Genomic DNA, 15813 nt, shown 5'->3' on the forward strand with positions numbered 1-15813 from the left:
ATGAGAAAACTCCGTATTCGTACATTTACTATGCTTTGTTTATTCTTCTTGCTTACATTGCCTTGGATCTTTTTTGTCACGGCTCACTTTATGGACACTCAGTCGTTTAGCATCTCTACAAGCCAACAGCAAAATGAAACGCTGCAAAGACATCTCACTGAGATGATCCACATGATTGAAGTTGGTACGGATAAATGGACGGATACCGGTTGGCAAAACGAACTTCATACTGAGTTGAGCAAAGCAAAGATGGATGTGGAGATTGAATCTGCGTCCAATTCGGAAATATATCGTTCCAGCCCGAAGCGTCACAGTCGATTCTCGTCGACCGAACAGTTCTCTGTCATAAAGGATGGGGAATTGCTGGGGAGGGTTGTTCTTTATCTGCCTAAATCCAACGGAGTTCCAATGATTGCTGCATTTTTCGGACTGCTGCTTTCTTTCTTTGTGGTTGGAGTTGAAATGAGAAGATTCCTTCTTAAACCTCTTGAGAAAATGAGCAAGGCGGCCAGACAAATTGCAGCAGGACATTGGGAAGTCCAATTACCTAAATCCAGAATCACGGAAATTGCCGAAGTCCGTGATGGATTCGAAGTTATGGTGAAGGGGCTTGAACAATCCCACCGTAAACAAGTGGAGCTTGAGGAAGAACGCAGATTTGTCACCGCAGCCGTTGCACATGATTTACGCACACCGTTGTTTGCCTTGCGGGGGTATTTGGATGGATTGGAACAAGGAATAGCTCAGTCACCGGAGAAGGTCACCCGATATATTGCCGTATGCAAAGAGAAATCCGCTCAATTGGATCGATTGGTTGAGGACCTATTCACTTTTACAAAAATGGAGTACTTGGAAAGTGAACTTAACACAAGAACGCTAGATTTAACACAGATCCTCCGAAGGTCGATAGAGAGTGTGAGTCCACAAGCTGAGCAGAAACATATTTCTATCTTAAACCAATTAACTGACGGTTGTTGTATTAACGGAGATTCGTATGTATTGGAGCGTGCGATGAACAATATATTGGAGAATGCCGTTAGATATACGCCATCAGGTGGCGCAATAACAGTCCAATGCTTTAAAGACGGCAATAAAATCAGGTTTATTATCCGTGATACCGGACTTGGCTTCTCTTTCGAAGAATTAGAGCGCGTTTTTGAACCTCTGTATCGTGGGGAAACGTCTCGAAGTCGTGCAACTGGAGGCAGTGGATTAGGATTAACGATCTCACAACGAATGATGAAGCAACATGGAGGCGAACTTATGGTAAGTAACCACCCTGACGGTGGAGCAGTTCTGACAGGATGTTTACCGCTAACTGACCCGAATTAAAAAGATTTGAGCGGTCCTTGTCTCCTAAGATTAGCGTATGTTATTTAACGCATATTATGATGGATTTTGACTTCAGACTGGAAGAGAGGTAAGCCTTATCCCAGCTTCCAGTCTGGATATCACGATATTATGCTTGATTTGTTAACGTGTTAGATATAATATGTTCATATGTTTAAACTCTTAAACGTAATGGAGTGATTTAAATGCAAGCCATGGTAATTGAGAAATACGGGAAGAATGTTCCCTTGATACAGAAAGAAATGCCTATTCCTCAAATCGGAGATCATGATGTCTTGGTGGAAATCCATGCAGCAAGCTTAAATCCGATTGATTTTAAAATAAAAGAGGGCAAGGTAAAGCTCCTGCTGAATTACAAGATGCCATTGATCCTTGGAAATGATTTTTCCGGTGTTGTGGTCAAGGTGGGTAAACAGGTAAACGCTTATAAACCTGGAGATGAGGTATATGGAAGACCTCGTAAAGACAGAATTGGAACTTTGGCTGAATACATTGCTGTCCATGAAGAAGACATCGCGCTGAAGCCCCAAAACTTAAACTTTGAAGAAGCAGCATCCATACCACTGGTCGGTCTTACGACATATCAAGCCTTTTACGATATTTTGAACCTTCAGAAAGGCCAAAAAATATTGATTCACGCAGGATCAGGAGGGGTTGGCACGTTCGCCATCCAGTTGGCCAAATTAATGGGAGCTTATGTTGCCACTACTGCCAGCGATAGAGGTTACGCATTGGTCCAATCCCTTGGTGCCGATCGTATTATCAATTATCGTAAAGAAAATTTTGAAGAAATGCTGTCGGGATATGACGCGGTGTATGACACGATAGGAGGCGAGGTGCTGGAAAAATCCTTCCAAGTACTTAAGCCGAATGGGAAAATAGTATCTATTTCCGGTTTGCCGAACGCGAGATTCGGGCGAGAAGCCAACTTAGGCTGGTTAAAGACCACACTGCTATCGATGGTGAGCCATAGGATTACAACTCTTGAGAAGAAAAACCAGGCAAGATATCATTTTCTGTTTATGAAACCAAGCGGGTTGCAATTAGAGCGAATAAAGGGTTACTTGGAGGAAGGTCTCATTAAACCGGTGATTGATAAGGTTTATGATTTCAAGGATATCGGGCAAGCATTTCAGTATCTTGAAGGTGGAAGTGCTAAAGGAAAGGTCATCGTTAAAATGAAGTAAAGTGTTCAATGGGGATGAATACCGTTCTTGTCCGAATGGAGGACAAGAACGGATACTATAATTCTCTTTATTTTATCGGTATCCAGATTTGAGGCGGCTGGTGAGGTCCTGGATATACTTCAAGTTCAGGTATACTCGCATGCTTGTAAGGGTTGGAAGGGAACCATTCAGAAATAATCTGCTTCCATAAACGCTGCATACTCTCCGGCATTGGACCTTCGACTTCAAAGACACTCCATTTGGAAGCTGGAATTGTAAAGGATGATAATCCTTCAGGTACTTCACCATCATACGACGTAGCAATCCAGTATTCCATCTGCTTCTCCTGAATCTCGTTCTGATCCACACAGACACCTAATAATCCTTGAATTACACCATTATTCAATTCAAATAAACGATCTTCTGTACCACTCGTATACGCATCCTGCCACATCTTGGCTATGCCTCGTAAGTTTTCCCCATCAATATAAGAGAAAGCCTGCTTTATCCCTACTAATGTAAACGCAGCTTGTTCAACAATTCTGTGATTCATCGGTTCTGCTCCTTTTAGACTTAAATGAATAACCAAACGATTATACGATTTGATAGAAGTACTGTTCTTACGCGCTTCACTGGGGGCAATTCCGTGCTGCCTCCGAAAAGCTTTGGAGAAAGATTCAGGAGTGTCATAGCCATACTTGAGCGCCAGATCAATGATTTTGTGATCACTCTGTATAAGTTCATTTGCTGCCAATGTTAATCGTCTTCGTCTGATATATTCGGCTACGGTAACATCAGTTAATAAGGCAAACGTACGTTGAAAATGAAAGGGAGAAATATGAGCTTGTGCTGCAATTTGCTCCATTGTCATATTTTCGAGTAAATGTTCTTCCATATATGCAATAGCTAGCTGTAATGATTCGATCCAGTTCATACGGTTAACCACTCCTTGATTCTTATAATAGATGAAGACTGATTCAAGAACCTGTCATTATGTGCTTTCATTTGTCCGGTTAGGGAAAGAGGGAGAGGGAAACCCAATACACACGAAAAAAGATGACCCCCTGATAAATTCAAAGGCCATCTTTTGGCAAACGAAAAAAAGAATTGAACGAAAAATAACGCTATGATATAATCGTTAGCGCCATTGACAAACAAAATTAAACTATGTACTTATTTTTATCCCTACTTTAATTTTACATCTGGAATTTTGATTTGTCAATGCTCTTTTTCATCCAAAAATAGGAAAAGGAGTGGTTAGAGAGATGCAAACAAAAGATTGGCAGCTGGAACAGGAACGGCTGGAGTCTGTGAGGAACAAACTGCAGGCCAAAATCGCAGAATTGGAGCCAAAGGTTGCCGGAATGCATGACCAGGCTACGGAAATTCGCAAGCGCTTTTGGGAAGAAGTTACGATCAACACTAGCACCCACGAAGATTTCGAAGAGACTTTCTACACCATTAACCAGCAGTCCGCGGTATTGGCCGAGCGGGAACGTGGTCACATGCGGTTGACGCAGCAATGGAATAACATGAAACGTTTGCTCCCGTCCCCTTATTTTGGCCGCATCGACTTTCAGGAGAAAGGTCTGGCCCACACCGATCAGATCTATATCGGCGTATCTTCTTTTGTCGACCAAGATGGATTGAGCTTTCTGATCTATGATTGGCGTACACCGATCGCGAGCATGTACTACGATTCTTCCCCCGGTGTAGCGTCCTATGTGACGCCGATCGGAAGAATCGATGGCACAATAGAGCTCAAACGGCAATTTCAGATCCATAACGGAGAAATCCGCAATATGTTTGATGCAAACGAGACGATTGGAGACCAATTGTTGCAGCAAGTGCTCGGCAAAGGTGCGGATTCACAAATGAAAAGCATCGTGGCAACCATTCAGAAGGAACAAAACGCCATTATCCGTAATGACACAAGCCGAATGCTTATCGTACAAGGAGCAGCGGGTAGCGGTAAAACTTCGGCAGCCTTGCAGCGAGTGGCGTACTTATTGTACAAACACCGCCAGACGATCAGTGCTGATCAGATCGTCCTTTTCTCACCGAATCCGATGTTTGGCAGTTATATTTCCACTGTCCTTCCGGAGCTCGGTGAAGATAATATGCAGCAGACCACTTTTCAACAATTTCTCGACTATTGGCTCGGCTCTTCGTTGCGTCCGGAGGACATCTTTGATCAGATTGAATATGTACTGACCGCGCATGAAGCTCCAGGCTATGAGGCGCGGCTTCAGGGGATCGAATATAAAGCTTCAGATGCTTTTTTGCAGGCCTTGCAGAACTATGGAAACTGGTTGGGGCAGGAAGGTATGCGATTCAACAGCATTCGGTTTCGGAACCGGGATTTGATTACTGCGGAGCAAATGAGAGACAAATTTTACGGTTATGATCGTTCCCTGCCCTTGCTAAATCGCGTTGTACTCTTACAGGAATGGCTGCTGAAAGAGCTGGCTTCCCTGGAACGCAAGGAACGTGAAGAATCGTGGGTACAGGAAGAATTGAATTATCTCGACAACGATCAGTATGCGGATATCTTCGAAGTACTGCATAAAGATAAGGAAGTATTTGATATCGCAGAACAGTACGCCCAAATTCGTGAGAAAATAAGCAAGAAGCGTCGAGAAGATGAAGGTGATTTTGACTTTGCCCAGAAGGAGGAGGAACTGCTCGGCCGCAAGATCGTGAAAGAACGGTTTAGCCCACTAAGAAAAGGTATCAAGAAATTCTCGTTTGTTGATATCAAAGGCATATATGGCGAATTGTTTGTTGACGAAGCCACTTATCGGGAGAAAACGAATGCTACGTTTATCCCCTCGCTATGGCCTGAGATATGCAGTCAAACCAAGGAAAGCCTGATCCGGAACGAGTTGTTCCATGAGGATGCGACGCCCTATTTGTATGTAAAAGAAATGATTGAAGGTGTCCGGACAAACACGGAAATTAAGTATGTCTTCGTTGACGAGGGTCAGGATTATTCAACATTTCAATATGAATATCTCAAAAAGCTGTTTCCTCGAGCCCGTATGACCGTGCTCGGCGATTTCGGGCAAGCGATCTTCACGCAGGCTACTAATTTGGCCGCAGCTGATTCACCATTAGTCCGTCTCTACGGTGAAGCCGAAACAAGTCTTTTCTCCCTAGTACGCAGTTATCGCTCAACGAAGGAGATCGTTGAATTTACAAGAGCGATGCTTCCAGACGGAGATGAAATTGTACCCTTTGAAAGAAAAGGCCTAAAGCCCCTGCTGACGAGAAGCAACGACAGAGAGAAGCTGGATGCACAAATGGTGGCAGATATCGCTGGGCTAAGAGCCGAGGGCTTTGATTCCATCGCTATTATTACGAAGACCGCCGCCGAAAGCCACAAGGCCTATGAATCGTTACAGATTCAAGGAGGCGAAGCTTTACAGCTCGTTACAAAGGAAACGTTCAACTTCGAAAAAGGTGTAATGGTCATTCCTGTGTACCTTGCCAAAGGTGTTGAGTTCGATGCAGTCTTGGTCTATGATGCTTCGTCTGGAGCTTATAGCCGCGACAATGAACGCAAACTTTTTTATACGGCTTGTACGCGCGCTATGCATCGCCTTCATCTGTACATGGCGGGCGATTGGTCGCCTTTCATACAGGCCTTGCCAGCGGATTTGTATGAGGAATCAGAGGCCTATACAACCAAGTAAACATGCCGGGACTGTCAGATCTAACAGCGTATGAGAATTGACTACTCAAATAAGTAGCACTAGTCGCCTTTTAGGCGACTTTTTTTTGAATTTCTAAGTCATTATAGAGACGAACTTGTCAGCGATAACCTTTGGATTATTTCCATATTGTTATACTCAGCATAAATTTTATTATATGGGTGGACTAAGATTACAGTTATATAATAGAAATACGTAAACAGAAGAATAGATTGTATACATAAAGTATAGAGGAGCTAAGATCATGTTAACCAAAATGAACTTGCAGGGAAGCTGGGAGCTTCAACTGGATGAACATAAACAAGGCGCTCAAGGCCCATTTGACGATACCATAACGCTGCCGAACACGACTTCTCATGCACGCAAAGGAAGAAAGAATGATGTGGCTCACATCGGGTCTTTGACTGATGAATATGCATATGAAGGATGGGTGTGGCTGAAAAGGGAGATTGATATACCTTCAACGCTTGCTGGCAAGAAATGCAGTTTGTATCTGGAACGCACGCGCATAACCAAGTTATGGGTCGATGGTGAAGAAGTTGGAGCGCAGGATAGTCTTAACACCCCCCATGTGTATATCTTGCCGGAAGGGCTATCGGAGGGAGAACACACCCTCACTATCCGGGTCGATAATACGGAATATCCGACGAAAGGCGGACATCTTACATCCATCGATACTCAGACCAACTGGAACGGAATTACCGGGAAGCTGGAGCTTCATTTTTACCACGATGTGCACTTGGGTGAGGTACAGATCTATCCCAATGCTACAGAGCGAACATTCAGAATCACAAGTACATTGTCCACATCGATACCAGGTACTGTATTGTCCGTTACTGCGCAAACCTTCAAGCCGCTCTTAAAAGAGACTCATGGATATATAGCATCAGACAGAAATCATGTGGTGAATGAGCAAACCTATCTATGTAACCAGGATGAAGTTCATGTGCTCTACAATATGGGAGACGACGCATTTCTCTGGAGTGACTCTGACCCACATCTGTATGTGCTGACCCTTACTCTGATGGGTGAACATGGCGATGTGCTGGATACAACTGAAATCATAACAGGACTGCGAGATTTTGAAGCTAATGGAGATGCTTTTACCATCAACGGTCGAAAGACCTTTCTTCGTGGAAAACATGATGGTCTAATCTTCCCGCTTACAGGTTACGCGCCAACCGATGTGGATGAATGGCTGCAAATCCTGAGTATTTCCAAATCATATGGTATAAATCATTATCGTTTCCATACCTGTTGTCCACCTGAAGCAGCGTTCACCGCTGCAGATATGCTTGGTATCTATATGGAGCCTGAGTTGCCATTCTGGGGAACAATCACGGATGAACTTGACCCACAGCATAATCAGGCTGAACAGGACTATCTTATTCGTGAAGGCTTTGCCATGCTCAAGGCGTTTGGGAATCATCCTTCTTTTGTAATGATGTCACTCGGTAATGAACTTTGGGGCAGTAAAGAAAGACTGAATGCCATTATCAAAGCGTATAGAGCATTTGATCCACGCCCTCTGTACACCCAGGGTTCAAACAATTTTCAGTTCACTCCGCTGATTCTAGAGGAAGAAGATTTTTACTGTGGCGTACGTTTTTCCAAAGATAGACTTTTCCGCGGCTCTTATGCCATGTGTGATGCACCGTTGGGTCATGTTCAAACCGACGTGCCTGGTACCCTGAAGGATTACGACGACATGATCTTGCCAGATAGGACAGTTTCGGAGAATGAGGGAATTCAAGCAGAAGAATCGGAAATTCAAATTCAATATGGCACGGAGGCCAAGATCGTGAAAGCCGCTTCTGTTGAACAACAACTCATTCCACATCTACCCGTCATCTCCCATGAGATTGGACAATATGCCATGTATCCCAATTATGAAGAGATCGAGAAGTATACCGGATCGCTGAAGGCAAAAAACTTCGAGGTGTTTCGGGAACGATTGCAATCCAAAGGAATGGGACATCTGGCTGAACCCTTTTTCAAAAGCTCTGGCAAACTTGCAGTAGCCTGCTATAAGGAGGAGCTTGAGGCGGCATTTCGATCCAATCATCTGGCAGGATTTCAATTGCTCGATCTTCAGGACTTTAGTGGACAGGGGACCGCACTGGTAGGTATTTTGGATGCCTTCATGGATCCGAAAGGGCTGGTTACTCCTGAGGAGTGGAGGACGTATTGCTCCGATGCAGTCCTTCTGGCCCGATTCGAGAAATTTAACTACAATTCGGGTGAAGATTTCAATGCCCATATTCAATTAAGGTACTACCGGGCAGATTCATTGAGTGGTCAGACTGTGGAGTGGGAAATGCGTGATTCGGATCAGCGGATTGTACAAGGAAAAGACGAGATTTCCTTTGTATCTGGAGAAACTTGGTTTGAGATTAGCCAAATAAAGTTCAAGCTGCCTGATGTGAAAAAGATGACGCCAATCACTCTATCCCTGCATATTCCAGGTACCGATATTCGGAAACAATATGACCTATGGGTATACCCTGATCATGATGTGACAGCTATTGAACAAGACTATATTTATAAGGAATTGTCCGATGAAGTAATTGCCTTACTTGAAAAAGGTGAGAGCGTGCTGCTGCTCCCAACACTCGAAGATAACGACAGTTCAGTCGAAGGCACATATTGTACCGATTTCTGGTGTTATCCGATGTTCCGATCCATTTCGGAAAGCATGAACAAGCAAGTTCCCGTCGGCACACTAGGCATTCTAATCAATAACTCACACCCTGCATTGAAGCACTTTCCAAGTGAGACCCATTCCACTTATCCTTGGTGGCATATCGTTATGAATTCACGGTCTATTATTTTGGATAAAGTCGCAGAGAATGTTCAACCTTTCGTTCAAACCATCGATAATTTTGAACGTAATCATAAGCTGGGGCTGCTGTTTGAATGTCAAGTTGGAAAAGGCAAGCTGCTGGTTGGAGCACTACATTATGATAAATTGATTAAACAGACAGAAGGGCGCCAGTTACTCTACAGCCTTGCACAATATGTAAAAAGTGAGGACTTCCAACCGGAAGCCAAGATAGAAATGGATGATCTTCAACAGTTGTTAGGAAAGAAATAGATATAGTTAACGTAAACATTATTATGTAAACTTATTTAAGTCAGTTTTATTTCTTTTTACCTTAATGACATAAAACCTCCATCATATGTAAACCGTAATGGGGTACGCATGAAGGAGGATACATATGAAAAGTCATGTGCATCAAAAAGAAGAAGAGAAACTGAGCTGGATTAGTCTTTCCTTATTTGGAGCGGGGTGTACGCTGGGAACCGGATTTTTCCTCGGAACAAGTCTGGCTATTCATTGGTCCGGTTTATCCGTGCTTGTACTTTTGGTGCTGGCTGCTGCGGGGACCTATTTTGTATTTGGAGCATTAGCTCAGATGACGGCAGAAGATCCGAAAGAAGGGGCTTTTCGAACATATGCCGGTGAAGCGTTCGGCCCATGGGCCGGTTTCGGAAGCGGATGGATGTATTGGTCTTCCGAAATGCTGATCATGGGCAGTTCATTAACTGCTCTCGGATTATTCTCTCAATTTTGGTTTCCCAAGTTTCCGTTGTGGGTGTTTGTGGCAGTATACGCATGTATTGGATTGTTCATCGCCGCATTGGGAGCCAAAGGGTTAACTCAAACAGAAAATGTACTCGCAGTAATCAAGTTAGCTGCAACGGTTGCTTTTATCGCAATTGCAGCAGCGGCTTGTCTGGGCTGGTTAGATGTGAAGATTACGCCGCAGAAAATAACGAATGAATGGTTCCCTCACAAAATAAAAGGCGTGTGGACCGGGTTTATTTATGCCTTTTTTGCCTTTGCCGGGATTGAGGTCATGGGTTTAATGGCAGCCAAGCTGAAAGAACCTAAAGATGCAGTGAAATCAGGCAGAGTGATGTTATTAACCGTCAGTACGCTGTATGTTGTGGCGATTGCCTTAATCCTTCTTCTGGTTCCTGCTGCTAAATTAACACCAGACGAGAGTCCTCTCGTCAAAGCGATGTCATCGATTGGATTTACGGTCGTGGTTCATATTCTCAATGGAATTTTGATAATCGCCGGGTTCTCCACGATGGTCGCTTCAATCTATGCGATTACGTCCATGTTGGTTAAATTGGGTGAAGACGGAGATGCACCGAAGATGTTTACGAAGACTTGGGGAAAAAAGAACATGCCCCTATATGCATTAGGATGCACTGCGGCTGGATTAATCATTTCTACTCTCCTGGCATTATGGATGCCTAAGAGCCTATTCGAATATGTAACAACCGCAGGTAGCTTGGTATTAATGTATACCTGGCTTCTGATTTGCATCACGTATATCAAGAAAATGAAGCCAACAAGTTGGAATCGCATCAAAGTGTGGATCGCCATGGTCCTTATACTTGCAGCAGTAGCTGGCACGGCTATGGAAAAAGCCAGCAGAAGAGGTCTGCTGGCAAGTATAGGTCTTGTTGTATTGATAGCCTTGATTACTTACATTGTAAACAAAGTACGAAAACCGCAACCTTCGCCATCTACTGAACCATCAAAGCCCTGAATGGGTGACTCTGGTATCAGCTATTTCGTTAATTTACTAATGGCTTGCTTCATGCGCATAAAAGGACATTTGGAAGGGGTCTGCTCGTCATCGGGCAGGAAATATTGTTTCCATTCCAGATTATCCTGTTCCCCATACCACATGAGCGAAGGATGAGCAGGAACGGCATCATAGGCCGCCAAACGCTTACGAATCAAGGTTTTCATTTTTCGGCCAAGAGGTGTGTTGTCATTAATCGATTCAAACACCCACCGTGGTTGAAAAGCAAACATAAGATAAGGGAAGTGCCTACTGGCTCTAAGTTCGTGCGCGGGAGTGGCACAGAAACAAAAGTAAGGCTCCCCGCCAAAGCAAAATTCCCATGTGGCTTCATGCGGATCAGTCGAAATATGTTCAGGCCAGGAGGCAGTATCCAGTGAACTTACCCGGTTAAGCATCTCCCAGAACAAGGACTGATACTGCTCAACTGTTGTGTTGTTTCTCAAATCATCCGGTGTCTCGCAAATGACAACCAAAGAAGCGTAATGTCCCGTTTCCCGAGAAACAGGCCCATATTGACTAAGTAATTCCGCCATGTCTTCAGCAGAAGCTTGTGTACGCGGATCCCTGGTGAATCCGTATCTCAAATGTCCGGAGAGAAAACCCATCCGTCCGGGTACACAAGGATACGTATTATCCTCATCTGCAATCATATTGGAAAATTTTGAATAAGCGTCCTGCTGCCATTCGGGCAGACCTTTGAATGATGCATTTATTTCATCGGCACTGTACAGCTCTGCCATGGATTCCCCAACTCCATTCCACATGATACCGTTAACGTATTAATGCGGATGGCGTTGGGTGACTGTCCAGTGTAGTTTTTATGTCAGAAAAAGATAGATCGTACAGCTTCAAAACCGAAGTACAGGCCAAATCCGATCAGACAGATTCCTGAGATAATGGAGATCCAGCGCAAAACGGTTTCGTTGCTGCGTTTATGAAATCGACTAGCCATGCCAGCCATGATGACATCCCAGACAAGGATTCCTATGAAAATACCAGAACTGTATAGTAGCAGATGAGCGGTGTCGGTATGCTTCACGGTTGTAGCAAGGATAGAGCCGTAAATGCCGAGCCAGAATAAAATATTCAGGGGATTGGACAGGGCCATGAGAAAGCCAGAGACAAAAGATTTCCCAACCCTCGCTTCTGCTGTAGAAGAGGTTTGGATACCGTCTTTTAACTTGGAAAGTGTTTCCACACCGGTATACACCAGAATAAAACTGCCAAAAGACCAAAGAAAAGAGCGCATGAAAGGCGTGTCCAGAAAATGGGCAACTCCAAAGTAGATCAGAAGCATGTACACCAAATCGGCAAACATGGCTCCCAGTCCCAGAATCCAGGCATGCATAAATCCGTGGCGGGCTCCGCGATCCAACTGAGCGGCATTAATCGGACCAATTGGAGCGGATAGTGAGATTCCCAGAATAATATAACTAAACAGTACAGACATATACGCGTTCACTCCTTAACGGGTTCGACGAATTGTACCGGTAAGTCACACACATATGGGTACAAGTCATCGTATTCCCGTCTGGAGCAAATTAGAACAAGCTGTGTGTCGCTTAATCTGATAAGGACTCTACATCCAGCTGAATGGCTGTACAATGATATCCGTTGCATGAGCTTTCTTCACAAGGACAAGCTGACAGACCGATAACCAAATCAATCAATGCCTCCATCTCCACATAATCACCGGCGCGCGAATCTGGAGCTACGACATCAATCTTGCCCAGATCATCTACGACCGATTTCATAAACAAATTAAATGGATAATGCTGATCCGGCGGCAAGATCCCGAACGGTTCAAGAGCCTGATTTAGGTTATGATAGCAGCTTGCATGATCCTTTTTGTCATATAATACTTCATACATTTCCGGACGACAGGCAGAGTTGAAGAAATCATGAACACCAACCGTGTCACGAACGATCTTAAGCAATGGTTGATATTGATTGGAATACACGGATTGTCCTGGTTTGATCCGGTAGGACCGCAAAACGTCCATCGTTACACCTGGGTCTAGTCGATTATTGGCATTTTGAGCATCATATGCAACAAAATCAACGACCTGCTGCCCCTCCAAATCGGTCACCCGAATTAATGAACCTTTATTTACCTTGACGGCATAACCCGTTTTGGCCGGGATACGAACAGACTGTTTATGGCGTTCCGTTGTATTCATATTCATTCGTCACATTCCTCCGCAGTTTTTGCTTTCAGTATGCGGAGCTGACATGGCTTTCATGCACATTGGCAAACATAAGGCTCACATTGAAAATGATACAGGTTGTATTCAGCGTTTATGCTGGAAACAGTGGATTACCCTTCATGCCGACCCATAGTTCGGATGTTTCCAGCTGACCAGCCAGATGAAGCAACCAGTCTTCACGGCCTTTGGTTGCCATAATCTGTACACCCATGGGCAGGCCTTCAGGAGTCAGATGCACAGGAACACTCATGGCGGGTTGACCCGTCAGATTCGCGAGCTGAGTGAACGGAGTGTAGGTAAGACTTGGTTCAAACATCTCATAAATCAACTGCTGCTGCTGGATCTTGTCCAAATCGCTAATACGCATCAGATGCTGAATTTGTTCATCATGAGGTGTCAATTCGCCGATTTTGGGTGCCGGAAAAGCATTGACAGGTGTGACATAAAAATCATAGCGTTCAAACAATGTGGACATCTGAGCTGCGGCAACATCCCATTCGGCCAGACTATGTACGAATTCGGCAGCGGATACTTTTTTGCCTGCTTCAGCCAGCACCCAGGACTCGATCTCCATATCAGCAGAGGTTAATGCTCTGCCCATAGAACGTTCCATCGAAGAGATCATCGCCGCCATTTCGCCGCTGTTCATCATGTAATAGTTCTCCATCAATTTGACTCCATTAACCGGACTCAGCTTTTCTTCAACCTCATGACCTTGTTCTTCCAGCCAGCGGACGAGCTTGTATACAGATTCTTTGGCTTCCGCGCTGACAGGTGTCCCCACAGGCGAATCCGTAGTATACGCAATTTTCAGTTTGCGTTGATGAGGATAGTGCATATCAGCCAAGTAGCTTCCTGGAAAGAGGGGAGCATGAAACGCAGCTTCTGGCTGAATCACTTGCAGTGTATCCAGCAAAGCAGCGCTGTCGCGAACGGAACGGGACAAGGCAAAATCAATTGAAGCACCCTGCCACTGACGACCAACTCCCGGTCCAACAGGTGTCCGTCCACGTGTAGGTTTTAGTCCGAACAAGCCGCTGAATGAAGCAGGGATTCGGATGGAACCGCCACCGTCACTGGCTCCCGCAAGGGGTACAATTCCCGAGGCTACCGCGGCAGCGGCACCTCCACTTGAACCGCCTGGCGAGTGATTCGTATTCCATGGATTTCGACTTGGACCGTGAAGACGGGGTTCAGTAATATTTTTCAGGCCAAATTCCGGTGTGTTGGTATGTCCGATGATAATGAAGCCTGCATCGCGCAGACGGGAAACGAAATTAGAATTCCGCTGTGCCCGATGCTCACTGAGAAGACGAGAACCCGAGGTGAGAATTTCACCTTCCAGGGATTGAGAGATATCTTTCAATAACAAGGGCACGCCGGCAAAGGGCTGCTCTCCCGGGCGAACTATACTCGCTTCCTGACGTGCACGTGTTTCATATGTACGAATGACTGCATTGAGCTGCGGGTTCACTTCTTCCAGGCGTGCATACGCCGCTTCCAGCAATTCGACAGGCGATATCTCCCGTGCGCGAACCAATTCAGCCAAACCTATAGCATCGTAAGATGTATACGAAAATGATGAAGACGAAGACATGATGATCGTTCCTCTCTAAATTGACTTAATCTACTATTCCATAAGTCATCGTACCACCGGAATAGCGAAAAGACAAAAGGCACTGAACATCTCAAAGGATGTCCAGTGCCTTAATTGATTTGCTTTTATATAAAATTCAATCCGTACGGAGCTTTGGTGCACCGTCAGCCGGAGTCGCTGATCGTTCTTGCTGTTTGGAGATGGCGAATAGGGCAATCCAGATGAGGATGAAGCCCACCAGTTGCTCCCATGTAATTAATGTGCGGAATGCAATCCAGTTTACCAGTACACCGGCCATCGGGAAGCTCAGTTCTGCGAGCGTTGCGACTGAGGCCTTGGTGGAGGAGAGCCCTTTGTAATATAACAGAAGACTCAGTAACCCTGGCAGTAATGCCTGACCCAGAATATTAAGTGCTACAGCCGCCTGTTCACCTGTAGCGGAAGGGAATGTCCAGGCAGCACCTTCGTTCCACGTCATAAAGATCAGCAGTGGCAAGGCTACGACAAAGCGCAGAGAGGTGACCGTTTCATAACGGGTTTGCCCCAGCATCAGCCGCCCCATAACTGTTGAACCGCCCCACAATGCAGCTGCACCCAGTGATAACAGGCTACCTGCATGAACCCAATTGTCCCAGTTGCCAAGGGGAAGGGTAAATCCAAACGTGAGCAGGTATGTTCCTGCAAGTGCAATGATAAACAGTCCACCGAAGCGGCGAGGCAATGTTTCTTTCAGCAGCAGCTTAGCCAGAACAATCGCAAATAGCGGCTGCATCTTTTGCAATAACAAAACGGTGTTGGGATCGTTATGCGTAAGTGCCAGGGTGAACAATACCGTGGCGAGAGCAGATCCTCCCCAGGAGATAAATATCACGGCAATCCAGTGGCGAGCACGCAGGTTTTTCAGATCGGCCCGGAACTTCCATAACACGGGAATCGCCACAAGGCTGACAATAATATGTTCCACCAGTACAATCTGCGTGGAGGTCATCGTTTTGAGCAAAATAATACGGAACAGTGGATCTACACCCCAAAGGGCGGCGCCGAGCACGACGAGCCAGAATCCGGTATTACTTCGTTCCTTGCGGTAAACTGTTGATGCAGGTTGTGTCTTTTCCATATTCAGGACTCCTTCGTCAGAACACGGAATCTTCAGTTGGCAAAATCGACAAAAGC

11 protein-coding genes are annotated in these 15813 nt (G+C 45.2%); 5 read left to right on the forward strand and 6 right to left on the reverse strand.

Features of this window, described 5'->3' with window-relative positions; translation table 11 throughout:
* The gene (locus BLV50_RS05535; RefSeq protein WP_090806348.1) at window positions 1-1332 is read left to right on the forward strand and encodes a sensor histidine kinase; all 1332 of its coding nucleotides are present in this window, start codon (window positions 1-3) and stop codon (window positions 1330-1332) included.
* Window positions 1333-1535: 203 nt separating this feature from the next.
* Window positions 1536-2537 (forward strand): NADP-dependent oxidoreductase, encoded by a 1002-nt coding sequence (locus BLV50_RS05540; RefSeq protein WP_090806350.1) that lies wholly within the window; start codon window positions 1536-1538, stop codon window positions 2535-2537.
* Between the two features lie 67 nt (window positions 2538-2604).
* Here BLV50_RS05540 and BLV50_RS05545 read toward each other — a convergent pair whose 3' ends face one another.
* A complete protein-coding gene (locus BLV50_RS05545; protein ID WP_090806352.1) occupies window positions 2605-3450 on the reverse strand; it encodes an AraC family transcriptional regulator in 846 nt (281 codons plus the stop codon).
* 331 nt (window positions 3451-3781) lie between these two features.
* On the opposite strand from BLV50_RS05545, the gene helD reads away from it, so the two are divergent.
* The 3 genes from helD to BLV50_RS05560 all read left to right on the forward strand — a co-directional run bounded on the left by helD (window position 3782) and on the right by BLV50_RS05560 (window position 10794).
* A complete protein-coding gene (gene helD, locus BLV50_RS05550; protein WP_090806354.1) occupies window positions 3782-6211 on the forward strand; it encodes an RNA polymerase recycling motor HelD in 2430 nt (809 codons plus the stop codon).
* Window positions 6212-6473: 262 nt separating this feature from the next.
* Window positions 6474-9323 (forward strand): glycoside hydrolase family 2 TIM barrel-domain containing protein, encoded by a 2850-nt coding sequence (locus BLV50_RS05555; protein ID WP_090806356.1) that lies wholly within the window; start codon window positions 6474-6476, stop codon window positions 9321-9323.
* A gap of 124 nt (window positions 9324-9447) precedes the next feature.
* Window positions 9448-10794, forward strand: a complete 1347-nt coding sequence (locus tag BLV50_RS05560; protein ID WP_090806358.1) for an amino acid permease — start codon at window positions 9448-9450, stop codon at window positions 10792-10794.
* 20 nt (window positions 10795-10814) lie between these two features.
* Here BLV50_RS05560 and BLV50_RS05565 read toward each other — a convergent pair whose 3' ends face one another.
* The 5 genes from BLV50_RS05565 to BLV50_RS05585 form a co-directional block, all read right to left on the reverse strand.
* Complete coding sequence (locus BLV50_RS05565) at window positions 10815-11576, reverse strand: YqcI/YcgG family protein (RefSeq protein ID WP_090806360.1); 762 nt, start codon at window positions 11574-11576, stop codon at window positions 10815-10817.
* Between the two features lie 83 nt (window positions 11577-11659).
* Window positions 11660-12286: a LysE family transporter gene (locus BLV50_RS05570; protein WP_063564972.1), complete on the reverse strand. Its 627-nt coding sequence runs from the start codon at window positions 12284-12286 to the stop codon at window positions 11660-11662.
* Window positions 12287-12398: 112 nt separating this feature from the next.
* Window positions 12399-13022: an urea carboxylase-associated family protein gene (locus tag BLV50_RS05575; protein ID WP_256337860.1), complete on the reverse strand. Its 624-nt coding sequence runs from the start codon at window positions 13020-13022 to the stop codon at window positions 12399-12401.
* 112 nt (window positions 13023-13134) lie between these two features.
* Window positions 13135-14640 (reverse strand): amidase, encoded by a 1506-nt coding sequence (locus tag BLV50_RS05580; RefSeq protein ID WP_090806362.1) that lies wholly within the window; start codon window positions 14638-14640, stop codon window positions 13135-13137.
* 136 nt (window positions 14641-14776) lie between these two features.
* A complete protein-coding gene (locus tag BLV50_RS05585) occupies window positions 14777-15757 on the reverse strand; it encodes a DMT family transporter (protein WP_063564970.1) in 981 nt (326 codons plus the stop codon).
* Window positions 15758-15813: the final 56 nt, after the last annotated feature.

Origin of the sequence: Paenibacillus sp. 276b (assembly GCF_900107875.1) — a bacterium.
GTDB classification, from domain to species: Bacteria; Bacillota; Bacilli; order Paenibacillales; family Paenibacillaceae; genus Paenibacillus; species Paenibacillus marchantiae.